The sequence below is a fragment of the Aquibaculum sediminis genome (assembly GCF_040712085.1).
GTDB classification, from domain to species: Bacteria; Pseudomonadota; Alphaproteobacteria; order Kiloniellales; family DSM-21159; genus Aquibaculum; species Aquibaculum sediminis.
This window is the reverse complement of sequence record NZ_JBFCVK010000001.1, coordinates 80,478-96,387: the sequence shown is the minus strand read 5'-3', so window position 1 is coordinate 96,387 and position 15,910 is coordinate 80,478. Positions and strand designations below refer to the sequence as shown.

Annotated in this window: 12 protein-coding genes and 1 pseudogene; 7 read left to right on the top strand and 6 right to left on the bottom strand. The window is 61.3% G+C overall.

What is annotated here, in order from left to right:
• Window positions 1–330: 330 nt before the first annotated feature.
• Window positions 331–1,098, bottom strand: coding sequence for an HpcH/HpaI aldolase family protein (locus tag ABZ720_RS00435; protein WP_366552670.1), 768 nt, complete (start codon window positions 1,096–1,098; stop codon window positions 331–333).
• 375 nt (window positions 1,099–1,473) lie between these two features.
• Entirely contained in the window at window positions 1,474–2,202 is a 729-nt protein-coding gene (locus tag ABZ720_RS00430; protein WP_366552668.1) for a GntR family transcriptional regulator, read from the bottom strand.
• A 267-nt stretch (window positions 2,203–2,469) separates the two neighbouring features.
• Between ABZ720_RS00430 and ABZ720_RS00425 the strand changes: the two genes are divergently transcribed.
• From ABZ720_RS00425 to ABZ720_RS00410, 4 genes are all read left to right on the top strand, one after another.
• Window positions 2,470–3,390 carry a TauD/TfdA dioxygenase family protein gene (locus tag ABZ720_RS00425; RefSeq protein WP_366552666.1) on the top strand — a complete coding sequence of 307 codons (921 nt, stop codon included), beginning with the start codon at window positions 2,470–2,472 and terminating at the stop codon, window positions 3,388–3,390.
• A gap of 264 nt (window positions 3,391–3,654) precedes the next feature.
• On the top strand, window positions 3,655–5,064 hold the full coding sequence (locus tag ABZ720_RS00420) for a tripartite tricarboxylate transporter TctB family protein (protein WP_366552664.1): 1,410 nt from the start codon (window positions 3,655–3,657) through the stop codon (window positions 5,062–5,064).
• On the top strand, window positions 5,061–6,548 hold the full coding sequence (locus tag ABZ720_RS00415; protein WP_366552662.1) for a tripartite tricarboxylate transporter permease: 1,488 nt from the start codon (window positions 5,061–5,063) through the stop codon (window positions 6,546–6,548). The genes ABZ720_RS00420 and ABZ720_RS00415 overlap by 4 nt, the downstream gene beginning before the upstream one ends.
• Window positions 6,549–6,564: 16 nt before the next feature.
• The gene (locus ABZ720_RS00410; protein WP_366552660.1) at window positions 6,565–7,548 is read left to right on the top strand and encodes a Bug family tripartite tricarboxylate transporter substrate binding protein; all 984 of its coding nucleotides are present in this window, start codon (window positions 6,565–6,567) and stop codon (window positions 7,546–7,548) included.
• Between the two features lie 197 nt (window positions 7,549–7,745).
• On the opposite strand, the gene ABZ720_RS00405 is transcribed toward ABZ720_RS00410, so the two are convergent.
• The 3 genes from ABZ720_RS00405 to ABZ720_RS00395 form a co-directional block, all read right to left on the bottom strand.
• Window positions 7,746–8,333: a site-specific integrase gene (locus ABZ720_RS00405; RefSeq protein WP_366552658.1), complete on the bottom strand. Its 588-nt coding sequence runs from the start codon at window positions 8,331–8,333 to the stop codon at window positions 7,746–7,748.
• 212 nt (window positions 8,334–8,545) lie between these two features.
• Window positions 8,546–11,971 carry an AAA family ATPase gene (locus ABZ720_RS00400; RefSeq protein WP_366552656.1) on the bottom strand — a complete coding sequence of 1,142 codons (3,426 nt, stop codon included), beginning with the start codon at window positions 11,969–11,971 and terminating at the stop codon, window positions 8,546–8,548.
• Complete coding sequence (locus ABZ720_RS00395) at window positions 11,971–13,197, bottom strand: metallophosphoesterase family protein (RefSeq protein ID WP_366552654.1); 1,227 nt, start codon at window positions 13,195–13,197, stop codon at window positions 11,971–11,973. Before ABZ720_RS00395 ends, ABZ720_RS00400 begins: the two co-directional genes overlap by 1 nt.
• Window positions 13,198–13,476: 279 nt before the next feature.
• On the opposite strand from ABZ720_RS00395, the pseudogene ABZ720_RS00390 reads away from it, so the two are divergent.
• Window positions 13,477–13,887: pseudogene (locus tag ABZ720_RS00390) on the top strand (BPTD_3080 family restriction endonuclease); the annotation flags it as partial.
• A gap of 35 nt (window positions 13,888–13,922) precedes the next feature.
• Window positions 13,923–14,867 (top strand): HNH endonuclease, encoded by a 945-nt coding sequence (locus ABZ720_RS00385; protein WP_366552650.1) that lies wholly within the window; start codon window positions 13,923–13,925, stop codon window positions 14,865–14,867.
• On the opposite strand, the gene ABZ720_RS00380 is transcribed toward ABZ720_RS00385, so the two are convergent.
• Window positions 14,868–15,293 (bottom strand): hypothetical protein, encoded by a 426-nt coding sequence (locus ABZ720_RS00380; protein WP_366552648.1) that lies wholly within the window; start codon window positions 15,291–15,293, stop codon window positions 14,868–14,870.
• 151 nt (window positions 15,294–15,444) lie between these two features.
• Here ABZ720_RS00380 and ABZ720_RS00375 point away from each other — a divergent pair, with 151 nt between their 5' ends.
• Complete coding sequence (locus ABZ720_RS00375) at window positions 15,445–15,900, top strand: hypothetical protein (protein WP_366552646.1); 456 nt, start codon at window positions 15,445–15,447, stop codon at window positions 15,898–15,900.
• Window positions 15,901–15,910: the final 10 nt, after the last annotated feature.

Below are 15,910 nucleotides of genomic sequence, written 5' to 3'. Positions count from 1 at the left end.
GCGATCCCAAGGCCGATAAGCCCCGCACCATAGGCGGCGCACATCCGCGCTCGCATCTTGTGTCTCAGCGCTGCGGAAAACGGCGTCAGCCAGCGCTCCAGATCTGCTAGCCAATTCCAGTCCATGGCCGGCCCCTTGAAAAGCAGAGCTCCTCTGAATCATCGAAAGCCCGTCATGGGATTCGCAGAAAATCCGCGTTCGCAAAAGTATGCCAAAGTAGTGTTAGTCGTTCAGCAGCCGCGTTGCGACTTGGGCCGGTTGGTCGAGTAATCTCGGCCCACCTTGGCATTGTCGATCACCGCCCGAACCCCCACAGCACCTGCTGTGGGTCTACTGCGCGTCCTTGCAGTTCGCCAGCAGCGTCTCGGTGGAGCGGGCAAGAATGCCGGCGTCGACGCCGATGGCGAGGAAATCCACACCTGCCTCAAGCGCGGCCTTCTGCAGCACAGGATCGGCCGTGAGCAGTCCCGCCGGCTTGCCTGCGGCCCGGATGCGGTTGATCGTTTCGATCACCGTGGCGCGCATGTCGGGATGGGCCTGGTTGGCGCCGTACCCGAGGCTCGCGGCAAGATCGGCCGGGCCGACGAAGAGCGCATCGATGCCCGGAACCGCCGCAATCGCCTCGAGGCCGTCCAGTGCGGCCTGCGTTTCTATCTGCACGATCACGCAGATATCCTCGGCGGCTCTCGCGAAGTACTCCTCCTCGCGCCCGAAGCGGGTCGCGCGGGTCAGCGCCGAGACGCCGCGCACCCCGTCGGGCGGATAGCGCGTGGCGCGCACGGCGGCTTCCGCTTCCGTCTTAGTCTGCACATACGGGATGAGTAATGTTTGGGCTCCGGCGTCGAGAAAGCGCTTGATCAAGACGGTATCGTTGGCCGCTGGCCTGACGACGGGGGACACCGTGGGGTAGCCTGCCAAGACCTGTAGCTGCGGTAGGACTGTGAGCGGATCGCCAGGTGAATGTTCCGTGTCGAGCAGCAGCCAATCATAGCCGGAACCGGCGACCACCTCGGTCGCGAAGGGAGAGGACAGCGTACTCCACAGACCGAACTGGGTTCGGCCTTTGCGAAGTGCTGTCTTGAAAGAGTTCTTTGGCATATGTACCTCAGCTAAAAAGCGATAATAACGGTGCGGGGCCGACCGTGATCAGACTGGATCACATTGCCGAAAGCGATAGTTGGCGGCGAGTGAGGACACCACTGTGGGGGGATTGTGATGCATTAGCGCTTCACTCCGGCGATTCATTGCGGCGCCATGCCAAATCACGCACATGGCGGAGCGGCACATGATGGCGGTCCATACGTTGGAGCTCTTGCTCAAGCCTTGATGCAACGGAGGTCCGCCAGTCACGACGCTCCCCGACCCGGCGTGACGGGTAACTGCGTCCGCGGTCGTGCGGGGAGCTTTAACACGATAGCTGATTGAGCACTGAGTGCAGCGTTGGTTACGGTCAGGGGCATGGCAGTCCTCAGGTCAGCTAAGTTGTTTGGCGGGGCCAATGCTTGCGAGGTTCGAACGGACGCGCAAGGCAGAATGCTCTAGCAGTTGCCGAGCGGCACGCTCGGCAACTGCTGGCCTGCCGAGTGCGATGACCGTTGCCAACTGGCGCCAGTCGGCGGCCGACTGCTTCCTGTCCTCTGGTGTAAGGAAGCTCATGGAACGGCCACGGATCAGCTGCCACGTACCCATGCCAGCCAACCGTTCGTAGAATTCTGGTAAGCGCTGGTTTCCCGAGTTCTGGACCAGGAATAGCTGCGCGCGCACCGACTCTTTAGCGAAGGCTTGCGGGGTGGCGGAATCGTCGGCAGCGATTCTTTCCAGCCCGTCGACCATCTCCAGCAGCTTGGCCGTGAGCGTCATATCCTTCAACTCCGCGAAACGTCTGGCCGCTACAGCCAGGAGGGCAGCTCGAATCTCGAAGATGTAGCTGACATCCTCCTGCGAATACTCGGCGATGCGCGCTCCGGATCGCGGAATGCGCACCACATAGCCCTGCTCTTCCAGCGCAATCAAGGCTTCGCGTACGGTGGCGCGGCTCACGGCGTGCTGCTGAGCGAGGGCTCCCTCCTTCAGCCGGTCGCCGGGCTTGAGGCGCCCCGTCATGACCTCGGCCAGCAGGAGGTCGGCAAGCTGAGTGGGGAGCGATTTCGCCAGCTTTCCGAGCGGCATGCTCTCAGCTTGATCCATGTCGGTCTCGTCCATGCCTGTTGTGCCTCGCTTGGCGCAGGGGCTGTTTTCCTGCACCAGCACTACGTTCAGTTTCGGATTCGCTTCACTGGAGGCTTAGTCCGTTACTGCAGTGGTTTTCATCGATGTTACCACTGTCACTCAACTAATATGTACTTTTTTCAGGGAGATAGCGCAAGAGAGAGCGCTCATCCCAGATAGGGTACCTGTTTCCGATTGTCAGACAAACGACAATCGATTACCTTTTTTCAAGCATAACAGCACACGGATGGAAGGGTGGAAATGAGCCTAATTGAGATCATTCCCCTCGGGTTTGCCGCAGGCGCGGAAGTGCGTGGTCTAGATCTCAGCAAGCCGCTGGATCCGGACGAACTGGCCACCGTGCAGGAGGCTTGGCTGAAGCATCTGGTACTGGTGTTTCCAGACCAGGATCTGTCACCCGAGGAACAGATCGCCTTCTCGCGAAACTTCGGAAAGCTTGATCCGCAGGAATCGCAAGCGCCCGCTACGCTGCATCCCGATCACCGGGAGATCCTGGTACTGTCGAACAAGGTGGTGCGCGGCAAGAAATCCGGAACTCATAATTCAGGCCGGAACTGGCACACCGACCTCACCTATACCCCACGTCCTGCGAAGGGCGCCATCTTGCACTGCAAGGAAAAGCCTATGGTGGGTGGCGATACCATGTGGGCGAACCTCTATCTCGCTTACGAAACTTTGAGTCCGCGTATCCAGCAACTGCTGGAAGGACTGGAAGTAATTCACGACGTGACGCTGATCCGCGGGCTGGAACAGCGTTCACCTGACGTCATCGCCGAGATGAAGCGCCGCAATCCGCCAATGATCCATCCGGTCATCCGCATTCATCCGGAGACGAAGCGAAAATCCTACCTGGTTGGCGAGCGGGTGCGCGGCTTTGTCGACATGAGCGACGAAGAGAGCCGCTATTTGATCGACATGCTGAACGAGCACGCGACCTGCCCAGAATTTGTCTTTCGCCATCGCTGGCGCCTGGGCGACGTGGTGATGTGGGACAACCGCTGCACAAGCCATGTCGCGCTGGGCGATTTCGACCAGACCCAACCTCGCGTGATGTTTCGCTGCTCCCTGGAAGGGGAGGAAGAGACCGGACGTCCGTTCGAGAGGCTGCAAACTGGTGGGGATCGAGCCGCGATGGATCGGGCGGTTGCAGCTGTCTCCTGAAGTGGTGAGTGGGGGGATCTCGCCACAGCTGCAGTGGCCGTTTTTGCGGATGCGCCTGACTGAGATGGGAGAATGTCCCCTTCCGGGCTGCGACACCACCAGCCCATGCGGAGAAGCCATGATCCGTCAGGGCAGTAGGCACCGCCGGCAGGAAAGGGCGACAGGAGCCCTTCGGGACGAACTAAGATGACAGAGAACAGTCCCCCGGAAGCAGAGCTACGCCGTTGCAGAACCCTCGAGGAGGTCGAGCTGACGGAACAGGGCATGCCCGCGACCTATGCAGTCACGAAGGGGGAAGAGGAGGGCGCGGTGCGGCGGGAGCATGACGATTTCCCGTTTGAGCTGGAGCGCGGCCGGATCGGGCTTGAGCTGATTTTCCTGGGAATGGTCTGGGTGGTGACAGCCGGGCTGCTATGGCACGGCTTGTCGCTGGATATTTGGCGGGGCGACACCATCGGTCCCGGCGCCTATCCGGTCTTCGCTCTCATCGGGTTGCTGGCCATAGCTTCGGTATTGATCGTCAAGGCGCTGGCGGTCCGGGAACTTCCGCTTTACGCGCCCTTCCAGCCCGGTTTGCAGGAGGACCTGCGGCTGCGCCAGGTCGCTGCTTTTATGGCGCACAAGCTGGGCATCCGGATCTGCGTGGTCACAAAGGATGGGGAAGGGCGCTTCTCTGCGCTCTGGAAGGGGATGCGCGCCGGACGACGCGGTGATGCGCTCACTGTGGTCTCGTCCGATATGACCACTCTGCCAAACTTTCATGCCGCCGCCTTTTGCGAAGGGCGAATGGAGCCGGTAGGTGGCTTGTTCTTTGACCCCGATGTTCTCGTAGTCCGTCACGGTAGCCTCTGGCAGAAGCCGGGAGATATGCAGCACGAGGACCGGCCTGTCAGGCTAGGCTTTGGTCATCATCAGGATATCGACCATTCCGTTGATACTTGGCTGGCCAACGCCCAGGGGCTGGAGTTCCAGCCAAGCTACCGCGCTGACGTTTCGGCCCTGGTCGCCGCGTTGGTGAGCGGGGACATCGATGCCGCCGTGCTCTGCTATTCGCGGGTGCGACAGGCGATTTCCACCGGGCAGGTGCGTTGCATCGGTATCTTCTCCGAACCGCAGTGGAAGCCGGCCGGCACTTCTGATTTTTCTTCCGTCTCCGAATGCGGCGGGCCGATCGTGTCCGGTCACTGGGCGGCGTTAATGGTTCCGGCCGACATGGCCAGCGGGAAGAAAACTCGCCTCGCCATGGCGTTCGCGGAAGCGAGCGACGCATTGTTGCACCCCGATCACTCCGACATGTCAGCCCGCCCTTGGTGTTTCTTGTCTCGTGAAGACATGAAGGGCATCGTCGAGACACAACAGAGCTGTCTCCAACAGATCGGCTTTAAGGCAGGCGTCCGAGACAGCCGGCCCGGCGGCAAGCTTGTCGGCCTCGTCATGGCAATCGCTGGGCTCGCGATCTTTCCCGTCGCGCTGTCGAAATTGGGTTTTGTCGTGTCTGCCATTCTCTATGTAGCTACGCTCACACTGCTGCTGTGGCCAAAGCTTACACCGGCAAAGGCGGCACTCTCTGTCGCAGTGTCCGCCTTTCTCAGCATCGGAATCTATCTGCTGTTCAGCAAGGTTTTCAGCGTCGTCTTGCCAACATCCAGCTTGCTGGGGGGACTCCTGCCGTGAGCCTGCTGATGGAAGGTTTCTCCATCGTCCTGGAGATTCGGCTACTGCTGCTGCTGTCGGGCGCTGTGGCGCTCGGTATTGTCGCAGGTGCGATGCCGGGAATTTCAGCCACCATGGGCGTGGCCCTTTTGAGCCCGTTGACCTTCACGATGGAGCCTCTGAGCGGCATACTCAGTCTCATTGGCGTTTATTGTGGCGCAGTCTACGGCGGATCGCTGTCAGCCATCCTCCTGGGCATCCCCGGCACACCAGGAGCAGTGGCGACGACACTTGACGGCTACGCTATGTCACGCCAAGGAAAACCAGGCATTGCGCTTGGCATAGCGACGCTCTCCTCCTTTCTTGGTGGTGTGCTTAGCGCCACTGCCCTCATGCTGTTGTCCTATCCAATCGCTGAGTTCGCGCTGGCGTTTGGGCCGCGCGAGTACCTGGCCCTGGTGGTGTTCGCGTTAACGGCAATGGCAGCGCTGTCAGGCGGATCTTTCCTGAAGGGACTTTTCGCCGGCTTCATCGGCCTGTTTCTGGCCAGTATCGGTATCGACGAGACCTACGGTGTCTCGCGCTATCATTTCGGCTATGTGCTGCTGATGGGGGGAATCTCCTTCATTCCCATTACTATTGGGCTGTTCGCAGTTCCCGAGACCTTGCTGAGCATCGAGCGCATTGGTCGCGCGCCGCGTCGGGTTCTGCGCGTCAACCGGATCATTCCCGGGCGCAGCGTACTCGCCAGCATCCTGCCAGCGCAGCTCCGCTCTGGCGTCATCGGCACCATTGTTGGCGCAGTTCCGGGGGCTGGCAGCGATATTGCCGCCATCGTCGGCTACAGCCAAGGCAAACACATGTCGCGTAACCCCAAGAGGTTTGGCACCGGCTCCGCAGAAGGCATTGCCTGCGCCGAATCGGCGAACAATGCGGGTACTGGCGGTTCGCTCATCCCGCTGCTGACGCTGGGCATTCCGGGCGGCGCGGTGACGGCTATCATGCTGGGCACGTTCATGACACACGGGCTGCAGCCCGGCCCTCTTCTGCTGCACAGCAACGCGCCGCTGGTCTACCAGATCTTTGCCGGGGTCTTCATTGCTAACCTCCTGCTGTTGGCGTTCGGCCTATCCGGGGCGAAGCTATTCGCCAGGGTTTTGCAGGTTCCCGAGAGCATCCTTACGCCAACGATACTGCTGCTGTGTGTGGTGGGCGCCTATGCCATGCGCAACAACCCCGTGGATGTGCTGATTATGTTCGCCGCGGGCATGGTCGGCTACATCATGGTCAAGACCGGAATCCCGCGTGCCCCGCTCATCATCGGCCTCATCCTCGGCCCGATGGTGGAGGGAGAGCTCGCCCGCTCACTTATCATCGTGGGCAACGATTGGTGGGCACTCTTAACCCCGATCAGCAGCGTCATATGGCTGTTGGCCATCGCGCCGTTTGTCGCCCCCCTGGCGATCAAGGGCCTTCGGCGCCTGAAATCCGTCAAGACGTCTTAAAATAGGGAGGAATCCAATGACATTCATGTACAAGACGCACAGCAACTACGTAGCCGCGCTGGCGGCCCTCGGCTTTGGTATTGTCGGCAGCCTTGCTGCCACAGCTGCCAATGCGGAAGGTTTCCCTTCAAAGCCCGTCGAACTCGTCATTCCCTTCGCACAGGGCGGTGGCACCGACCAAGTCGGCCGAATCTTTGCGGAGTATGCCGAACCCCATTTGGGGGCCGACATATTCGTCAGCAATCGTACGGGGGGAAGCGGCGCCGTAGGCTTCTCCTACGGTGCGAACGCCGACGCCGACGGGCATTTCATTACCATGATCGTGACGACGCTGGCCGCCGGACCGCATACCATTGATGGCTATCCCGTCAGCTACGAAGACTTCAAGCCGATCTGCCTGCTCTCCGCCCCGCCGGCGGTTTTTGCAGTTCATCCAGAAAGTGGCATCGACTCTCTGGCCGCTCTTGTTGAAAAGGCAAAGGCCGAACCAGGTGAATTGGTGTTCGGCACTGCCGGACCTGGCAGCAACACTCATCTGACTGGCGCTGCCTTCGCCACTCAGGCGGACATCGATATTCGCTTTATGCCGCACAAAGGTTCTGGTCCGGCGCTGACCGCCGCCTACGGCAAACACATCGACGTCGCCATCGCCGACAAGGCAGAGGTCACGCCCTGGCACAAGGATGGTCGCCTGGATGTGCTGACTGTCTTTACCGACGATCCGAAAGCAGGACTCGACGGGGTGCCACTGGCCACTGACGAAGACTACAGGGTTGATATCGGCTCGTTCCGTGGAATCGGAGCACCTAAGGGTACCTCAGCGGAAGCGATGAACGTGCTGGTGGATGCTTGCCGCAGAACGACCGAGGATCCCGATTTCATTGATCACATGAAAAGAACCGGCACGGAAATCTATGCATTGTTCGGTGAGGAATTCGGCGACTGGCTTCAGAACAAGCACGAATCCTTCGGCGAGGCCGCTGAAGCTGCCGGTTTGTAAGGCTTCTTGCTTCCGCATAGCCGAGCTTTACAGAGGTTTCCTTCCGAAGCTCGCCTAATACTCAGCTAGTCATGAGCCAACAGCGGATAGTACCTCCGCGCACGAATACAAAGAACCGGGGCAGGCGTCAGAGCCAGATAAGCAGATGGCTGCCCCGGTTTCCAAACGGTTGAACCTCATGGTTCCAAGTTCGCGTCTCACGGTGATTCGCCCACCTCAACACCGAACCTTTCGTAGAGGCAGCGCGCGACGCTGCTCATCATTGAGCCGCTCGACCAGCGCCGGGCGCATTGCAGTCCAGCAGTCCCGCGGGCCCTTTCGCATTGAAGCGCACGACCCTGTCTGGGATTGGCTTCCGCAACCGCGAGCAGGCGCCCCACCTGCTTGATCGTCAGATAGGTCTCTCGCGGCTGCTCGTGGTGAATCTCGCCAACCATCGTCCACCATGGAGCCGTGTCCCTCAACCCGCTCCGGGCCGAGTGATGGCGCGACGCCCAGTTGAAGGCGCTGCGAATATAGGCCACCGCACGATTTGAGCGCGTTCCACCGCTGTGCGTCAGGATGTGATCGCGCACTCGCTCGATGTCGGCCCGCTTCAGGTCAATGAGGTGGGTGTCATTGACCTGCTCGAAAGCTGGGTTGCGCCAGAGAGAGTGTTGCGGTTGGCGTTTGTAGCGCAGCAGCCACTTCGCCCGTTTGCCCTCAAGGCGAAGCGCGAGGCTGAGATTGCGCAGGTCGCGCCATTCGAGAAAGTCGCGCGCATTGCGTCCATCTGCCTCGGCCATCGCGTTGGCTTCCTTGAGGTGATGAACCGACCTCGAGCGCTTGTCGATCTTCTACAAGAAAGGCACGCCTCCCTTCTCCAAAAGCTGCCGCTAGGAGTGGGAGTGGGACCTGCTCGGCAACCACTTCCACAATCACCGCACGCCGCCGGAGTGGCAGTATATGAGGCATGGGTGAAGGGCGTGCGGGGCGCTGCCTGTAGGCTCGCTGAGAGCTACAGCGTGTGCACGGTCGGTTGGACGGTGCAAACCTCCCGCGCAATTTCGACGACGTGACGATGGTGGGTCAGGTAGATGGCCTGGCCGGAGCGGCCGATCCGTTCCATCAAGATGCAAGCAGCGCGGGTCCTGTCCTCGTCGAAGGTTTCGAACACGTCGTCGCAGAAGAAGGGCAGGCGAGTGCCCTGGGACACCATTTGTTCGTAGGCCGCGGCACGCAGCGCGAGATAGAGCTGAAACCGCGTGCCCTTTGACATGTCGCCGACCTGTTTGGCCGTGCCGCTTGCATCCATCGCGAGCAGGATTTCCGAAGCGTCTTTGGGCTGCGTCGTCAGACGCTCATAGGCGCCGTTGGTGAGTTCGGAGAATGCACGCTCGGTTGCCTCCATCATTTTGCTGCGATGCTTGTCGCGGTAACGGCGAATGGCCTCCTCCGCGAGGGTAAGACCGAGGTCGAGCTCGAGATACTCAAGGGCCGTCTCTTCGATCTGCAGCTGCAGCGTTGCTTTGCGCTCGACGAGGGCGGCCACGTCCGCGTCGCCGGTGACCGCTGCCAGTTCATGCGCTGCGGTCGCGCGTGCCACCGTCGTTTCGGAAAGGTGTGTCTCTGCGCGTTCCAGATCCGTGTCGAGTGAAGCGGCCCGCCCCTTCAGTTCCGCAAGGGTCGTGTCCTGGAGGCGTTCGCGGGCCGCATCCATGTCGGCGACGGAGAGCTCTGACAGGATCTGATTGCCGAGGCTGGCCGTGTGTTTGCGCGCCTCTATGACCTCGACCGCCTTTCCGACAGCTACGCGCAGGGCATCCAGCGTGCTGGTGTGGACGCTGTCGGGAAACAGCGCGCCGTATTCGCGAACGTGCCGATCGATGTCCTCTCGCTGACGTTGCGCTTGCTGCAGCCGCTTGGACTCGGTTGCGAACTTCTCGGCAAGCTGGGCCGAGCGGTCCCGGTCGCTCGCGGCCCGTGCCGCAATGCCTTGCAGTTGGGCGAAGGTCTCCAGCGGGTCATCACACGCAATGCCGTGCTTGCCGCCCAGTTCCTCCATGGCTTCGGTGAACTGGCGTTGATCGGCCTCCATGGCTGACACCTGCCGCTCCGCCTGCCGTCGCCGCTCATCCTGCTCGCGCAGATCGCGCAGCTTTCCAAGCGCGTTGCTCAGCACGTCGGGATTGAGTGCGCCGTCGAACATGCTTTCGACCGCCTCTGCCCAGGCCGTGGCAGCCTGGCGTGCAGCGGCAGTCAGACGTGCAAGCGCGGCCTGGCGGCGCTCCAGATCGCTTTCCAGACCGGTCAACTTGTCCGAGGCCGATCGGACGTCCTCGCGATGTTTGCGCTCCTCTTCCGCCAAACGCCGCGCGGCGGCCACGGCACTGTCGAAGGAGGGCGCCTCCAGTTCGAGCAAAGGACCCAGTGCCTTCAGCAGCCCATCGGCCTTGTCCAGCACGGGCCGGTGTTGTCGGGTCAGGCGATCGAGCTTTCGCTGGGCTTCTTGCGCTGTGCGGTGCTTCTCGGTCCACAGCGCCAGGTTGGAAGGCGTCATGTTCCGCAGGCCGACGGGCTCGGCGACCTCCGCTGCGCGTTCCTCAAGTCCACCCAAGCGTGCCTTGAGGTCATTCAAATGTTCACCTGCGCTTGCAACGCGCGTTTCGGCCTCTATGTGAGCCTGCTTCAACTGCCGCAGTTGGCCGAGCTCGCGTGCATGCCCGAACCGAGACGCTGCGATGTCGTCGACCCTTGCCATCGCCGGTTCAAAGGCGTCCGCACTTTCGATGGTGAGGGTTTCGCGATGGGCTCGCCACAGGGAGTCGCGCAGATTCCGCGCCGCCTCGGCATCTTCCTCGCCGGCAACGCCCATGCTCGCCTCGAGTTCGGCGATCTGACTGGATTTGACCTTTTCCTCTTCGCGATAGCGCGTCAGGGCATCGCTGGCCCGGTTCGCTTCTTCCGTCAGACGGGTATGCTCCTCGGCGAGCTCCTGCGCTGTGGCCGGATCCATCGGGCAGGCAGGCACTCGTGTGAAAGCCCCGTCTGGAGTGGAGAGCGCTGCCAGCGCTTCCTCGAGCTGTTCTTCGGCGCCCGCCAGCGAGGCATGTGCTTTCGCAACGGCCGCCGCCAAGCTATCGACTTCGTATCGGGCGAGCAGCTCGATCAGACCGGTTTGTCGCGGTGCCTTGGACGTTAGCGCGTCACATGCTTTCCGCGCATCTTCGACCTGCTGCTGCAAGGCGGCGACTTCGCGCTGCTCCGCCTCGCGTGCCGAGGCGGCGTCGCGCATGGCGTCCCGGGCTTCCTCAAGCGTCTCGATATCGACGGCGGTTCGCACAAGGCCGCTCAGGCAGGCGTCATCGCTCGTGCCCAGCTCCCGCGCGGTCCGGATCATGTCCGATTGGGCCTCTTCGAGTGTCCGTCTGCGGCGCGGAAGATCCAGGCCCGCCGTGGTCATGCGGCTGCGCAGTTCATCGAGCCGGTCCAACTCGTCACCGAGCGACAGTTGTTCGGCGTCCACCTCGATCTCCGCGAACTCCGTCTCTGCTGCGTGAACCTCGCTCTTCAGTCGGGCAATCTCTGCCTCGAGTTTCACCTGATCCGTCTTCAGCGTGATGAGATCCTCGGGATTGATGTCGATCCGTTCCGGATAATCGGTGTAGCCCGCGATTTCCTCCGCCAGGCGGTCATGCTCTGTAAGGAGTGGCAGAGATCGGCTGAGGGCGGCGACCTCCGCTCTCTGGCGGCGCAGCGTGTCGCGCTCCTTTCTCGCAGCCGCTTCGTCACGTTCCGCCGCTTGAAAGGCGAGCTTCAGCTTGCGCAAGGCGCTGGCTGACACATCCGTGTCTCTAATCCGCTCCTCGACCGCGCGCAGCTCCCGCTTCAGTTCGGCGAGGCGGGTGGTGCTTGCTCGCTTGCGGTAGAGGGCCTGGGTCTCGTCTCGAATCTGCTCGAGCACCGCGTTGAGATCGGAGATGCCGGCCGCTGCAGAGAACAACAAGCGCCCGATGTCACCGCGGGCATTGGCTATATCCTCGCCGCCCTTTTCGATGGTGTCGTCGTCAAGGCAGAGAAGACTGCGGTAATCCTCCTCAGAGAGGCCCCCGAGGTGCGCAGCAAGCGCCTGCTCCGGAACTGGCTTGCCCGACGCATCCAAGAGATTGGCAGCGCGCGTCGACAGGCGTTTGAAGCGTGTTGCCTGGCCCTCCATTTCCAGGACGCCACTTACGCAAAGGTTCTTGCGTTGGTGCTTGAAGTCGTATGGCTCGCGAAGCGGGAAACCATAGAGTAGCCGAAGAAAACCCTCCATGGTTGTCGTTTTGCCGGACTCGTTCGGGCCGTGGATGATGTGAAAATCCGATTGTCCGCCTTTACCGAAATCAAAGGACTTGGCGGAGAAATGTCCAAAGAGGTCGAAAGAAAGCTCGTTTATTCGCATCAGTCGGCACTGCCTTTCATGCGAGCCAGCACCCGCTTCGCGCCGTTCTCGGAAAGACGTTCGCTCAGCGTCGTCAGCGCCTGTTCGTCTGGCGCCAGCGCTTTGCGCTGCTGTGGCGGGAGCTCTCCGAGCACCTCTTCCAGGGTTCCGCTGCACCACTGGGCAAATCCGGGCTCTTGCCGGATGGCTGCCATGATCCGGGCCAGTTCGTCGGTTGCGCCCTGGCTTGGAGCTTTGCTGTCAGACAAGTCGATCACGAGCTTGTCCAGCCAGAGCCGGTCGGTTTCGCGGGCGATCCGAGCGGCGGTTTCGGTCCAGACATCCCGATCGCGCAATATCTGCCAACGGCGTTCCGTGTCTCCGGTGAGCACCAGGCGCACTATGCCGAGATCAGAGGTCACGCTTTCGCTGAGTTCGCGCAGTCGCGCGCGCATCAGATCGCGGAGCGCGTCATCGGCATCGGCTTCCGATGCCGAAAGCTCGACTTCAACGAATTCGATGACAGAGGTTGGGACTTCCTCAATCCTTATCTGCTGATCGATGGTTATGAGCGTGGCGGATTTCGGTCCAGCATCGCCGATATCCCGGCCTTGGGGCGTTCCAGGCATAACGATCCAGGGGGCTTCCGAATGGATCTGACGGCGGTGCACATGGCCCAGCGCCCAGTAGTCGAAACCGTGAGCTCGCAGGTCACCCACCGAGCAGGGCGCATAGGGGTCGTGACCCTTCGCGCCTGTCAGTGAGGTGTGGAGCACGCCGATATTCACGGCACCTGCGACTGGCGCCGGATACTTTGGCAGCAGGCTGTCCATTGCCTGGCGTCCGGCAAAGCTGACGCCGTGTATCCAGACATCATCCGCAAGCTGGACCTTGCCCCCGCGCCCGTCGAAGACATGCACGTTGTCGGGCAAGCTGAGTTCCCCGGTTATCGGGTTCTCGGCGTCGTGGTTTCCCTTGACGTAGAATACCTGAATGCCGCGTGCCCGCAGCCGATCAAGCTCAGCGGTCAGGAAGGCTGCAGTGCGCGCGCTGCGCTCGGCGCCGTCGAACAGGTCGCCCGCGATCAGAAGCGCCGCAACATCCTCGGCAAGCGCAGCATCCACGATGCGCGAGAAAGCGGCGCGCGTTGCCGTCTGCACCCGGCTGCGCAGTTCCTCGTCCCGCAATGCGAGCGACTTCAGGGGCGAGTCGAGGTGGACGTCCGCCGTGTGGAGAATCTTGATCATTTACTGGCTTTCGCTCTGTGGCAGCGCCCTACGCCTGAAAGTTGATCACTGTACGGCACGAACTCCCGTGTTCGCAGCCAAATTCTGATTGCATGGGGCTTGTTGTGTCACAAGGGTGCCGCTTGCCGGCTTCCCTGCAAGCCCCCTTTCACCGGGCATCCGCCGGGCGAGTTATTGGGCGCTGCATCGGCATCTGGTTGCATGGTCTTTGCTGAATTGGGTATAGAGGTCCTATAAGAAAGTACCGCCTGGCTGTGGCTGGCGGCGGTGGGGGGCGTGATGAGCAGCGAGTTTTTTGCCGGGCCGATTTTGAACTCGCCCTACGAGCGTCCCGCCCGGCACTGGCAGCTCGATGAGCAGGGGCAGCCCACGGGCATTGTCGAGATGGGGCGCCGGCGCAGCGCGCTGACCTCGCCCATTCCCAAGCCGCGGGCGCGGCGCGGCGGCACATCCTCCCAGGCCGACCTCCTCGCGGATGAGGCGGGTGAGATCTACAATCCCACGGAGGTCATCAACGGCATCCGCTCTGCGGTGGAAAGCTGGCGCGAACTGCCGGAGAGCCAGTGGCAGGTCACGCCCACCACCGCGCGGCTGCTGCGTCACTGGCGCAGCCATCCCTTCGCGAACCAGAAGCCCTTCTTCTGCCAGATCGAGGCGGTGGAGACGGTGATCTGGCTGACCGAGGTGGCGAGCGCCGACCGGTTTGCTCCGGAAGAGGAATGTTGATGCTCAAACTCTGGGTAGCCAATACGGACTTTGATTGGTTTGATTACTTATATCAGTTCCCCAATGTAGATGAAGTAAATTTCTGGCAGCCTAGCGGAAAGTTTAATTTTCGCGCTGTCGAGGCTGGGGATTTATTTTTGTTCAAATTGAAAAGTCCGCATAACGCTATTGGGGGCTACGGCGTGTTTGCCGAAGCTTCGATCCTACCGGTATCGTTGGCTTGGGAAGCGTTCGGATATAAGAATGGTGTCGCCAGCTATAGCGAAATGCGGCAGCGGATTGGTCGCTTTCGCAAAGACACTGATCCACGCCGAGATTATTCGATTGGCTGCCGTATTGTTGTGAATCCTGTTTTCTTTCCTGAGAACCTCTGGATTCCGCAGCCAAGTTCCTGGTCGAATTCCATCGTCGTAGGCAAGATTTTTGATGCTTCCGAACCCGATGGCTTAGAACTCTGGGATGCGCTGCAAGCTGCTTCCGCTTCGCTGCATCCGCTGAAGAAGGAGATGGATGATGCACCGCTGGCTTATAATTTTGGGGAATCTCATTTTGGGACGCCGGTGAGAATAGCCCCCAGGCTCGGTCAAGGTGCTTTTAGGGTTGCAGTTATTGAAGCCTATGGTCGGGAATGTGCCCTGTCCGGAGGGCGGGTGCTCCCTGCACTTGATGCGGCGCACATCAGGGCATTCGGAGAAGGGGGCAATCATGCGCTGAACAACGGTATTCTGCTCCGGAAGGATATCCACAGTGTTTTTGACGCCGGCTATGCGACATTCGACGATGATCTGAGGATGGTCGTCAGTGATCGCGTTAAATCGGAGTTCAACAATGGAAACGAATACCTTCGACTGAAGGGGCACAAATTGCGAATTCCGAAATCATCGTCTTTAAGGCCGTCGCTTGAGAATATCCGGTGGCACCAAGACAATGTTTTTCTTGGCTAGCTACTCGATCCATCTGTGACCCTGCCCGAGCAGGCCGTCGACCCCTGGGACGACCCGGAAACCGAGGAACTGCACGCCGCGTGGTGGCGCCTGCGCATCGCGCGGCAGCTGGAGATCGACAAATCGATCGCCGCCAAGGCCGATCACGAATACCTCTACGACCAGCCCTACGAGGACAACACGCGCGTGCGCGTGGCCGGGCCCTTCACGGTGGAGAGCCTCTCGCCCCACCGCGTGCCGGCAGTGGACGTGGACGACAGCCTCTACGACGAGCTGGAGGCGGCAGAGGGCAGGCGGCAGAAGGACGGCAGCGGCGAGACCGCCGACTTCGTCCAGATGATCCTGGAAAACCTCGAGAAGGCCGGCGTGCAGCAGGCACACAAGGCGGACCGCCTCGTCTTCGAGAGCCTGGAGCTCTGGCCCCACCCGCCGCGCAGCAATCCTGGTCGGGCCCGAGTACGGCACGCTCTCTCGCTCCGATCTCGTCGCCGGGGCGCGCGAGGCGGCGGAGGCCGGCTTCGACCTCCTGATCGCCGCCGCCTTCAACTACGATGCCCATGCCGGCGAGTTCGACCGCATGGGGCCGTTGACCGTGCTGCAGGCGCGCATCAACCCCGACTTGCACATGTCCGACCTCGCCAACACGGGTGCGGGCAACCTCTTCACCGTCTTCGGCGAGCCGGACATCGCGCTGCACGAGGAGGATGACGACTGCCTCTCGCTCGAGGTGCTGGGCGTGGACATGTACAAGGGCGGGCAGATCGAAAGCGGCGAGGCCGACGACATCGCCGTCTGGTTCCTCGACACCGACTACGACTACGAAAATTTCCGGGTGCGCCACGCCTACTTCCCCGGCGCCAACGACCCCTACAAGGCGCTGAAGGCCACGCTGAAAGCCGAGATCGACGAGGAATCCTGGTCCAGCCTCAACCGCACCCGCTCGCGCCCCTTCCCGCGGCCGGTAAGCGGCCGCGTGGCGGTGAAGGTGATCAACCACCTGGGGGATGAAGTGATGAAGGTGATCGAGGTGTGAGGGTGGTGGA

Bases quoted from the DNA above. Each gene is read 5' to 3' on its own strand.
- ABZ720_RS00430 (WP_366552668.1), bottom strand. From the start codon at position 2,202: ATGGACGAGACCGACATGGATCAAGCTGAGAGCATGCCGCTCGGAAAG.
- ABZ720_RS00435 (WP_366552670.1), bottom strand. From the start codon at position 1,098: ATGCCAAAGAACTCTTTCAAGACAGCACTTCGCAAAGGCCGAACCCAG.
- ABZ720_RS00385 (WP_366552650.1), top strand. From the start codon at position 13,923: ATGCTCAAACTCTGGGTAGCCAATACGGACTTTGATTGGTTTGATTAC.
- ABZ720_RS00405 (WP_366552658.1), bottom strand. From the start codon at position 8,333: ATGGCCGAGGCAGATGGACGCAATGCGCGCGACTTTCTCGAATGGCGC.
- ABZ720_RS00425 (WP_366552666.1), top strand. From the start codon at position 2,470: ATGAGCCTAATTGAGATCATTCCCCTCGGGTTTGCCGCAGGCGCGGAA.
- ABZ720_RS00420 (WP_366552664.1), top strand. From the start codon at position 3,655: ATGCCCGCGACCTATGCAGTCACGAAGGGGGAAGAGGAGGGCGCGGTG.
- ABZ720_RS00375 (WP_366552646.1), top strand. From the start codon at position 15,445: ATGGGGCCGTTGACCGTGCTGCAGGCGCGCATCAACCCCGACTTGCAC.
- ABZ720_RS00400 (WP_366552656.1), bottom strand. From the start codon at position 11,971: ATGCGAATAAACGAGCTTTCTTTCGACCTCTTTGGACATTTCTCCGCC.
- ABZ720_RS00395 (WP_366552654.1), bottom strand. From the start codon at position 13,197: ATGATCAAGATTCTCCACACGGCGGACGTCCACCTCGACTCGCCCCTG.
- ABZ720_RS00410 (WP_366552660.1), top strand. From the start codon at position 6,565: ATGACATTCATGTACAAGACGCACAGCAACTACGTAGCCGCGCTGGCG.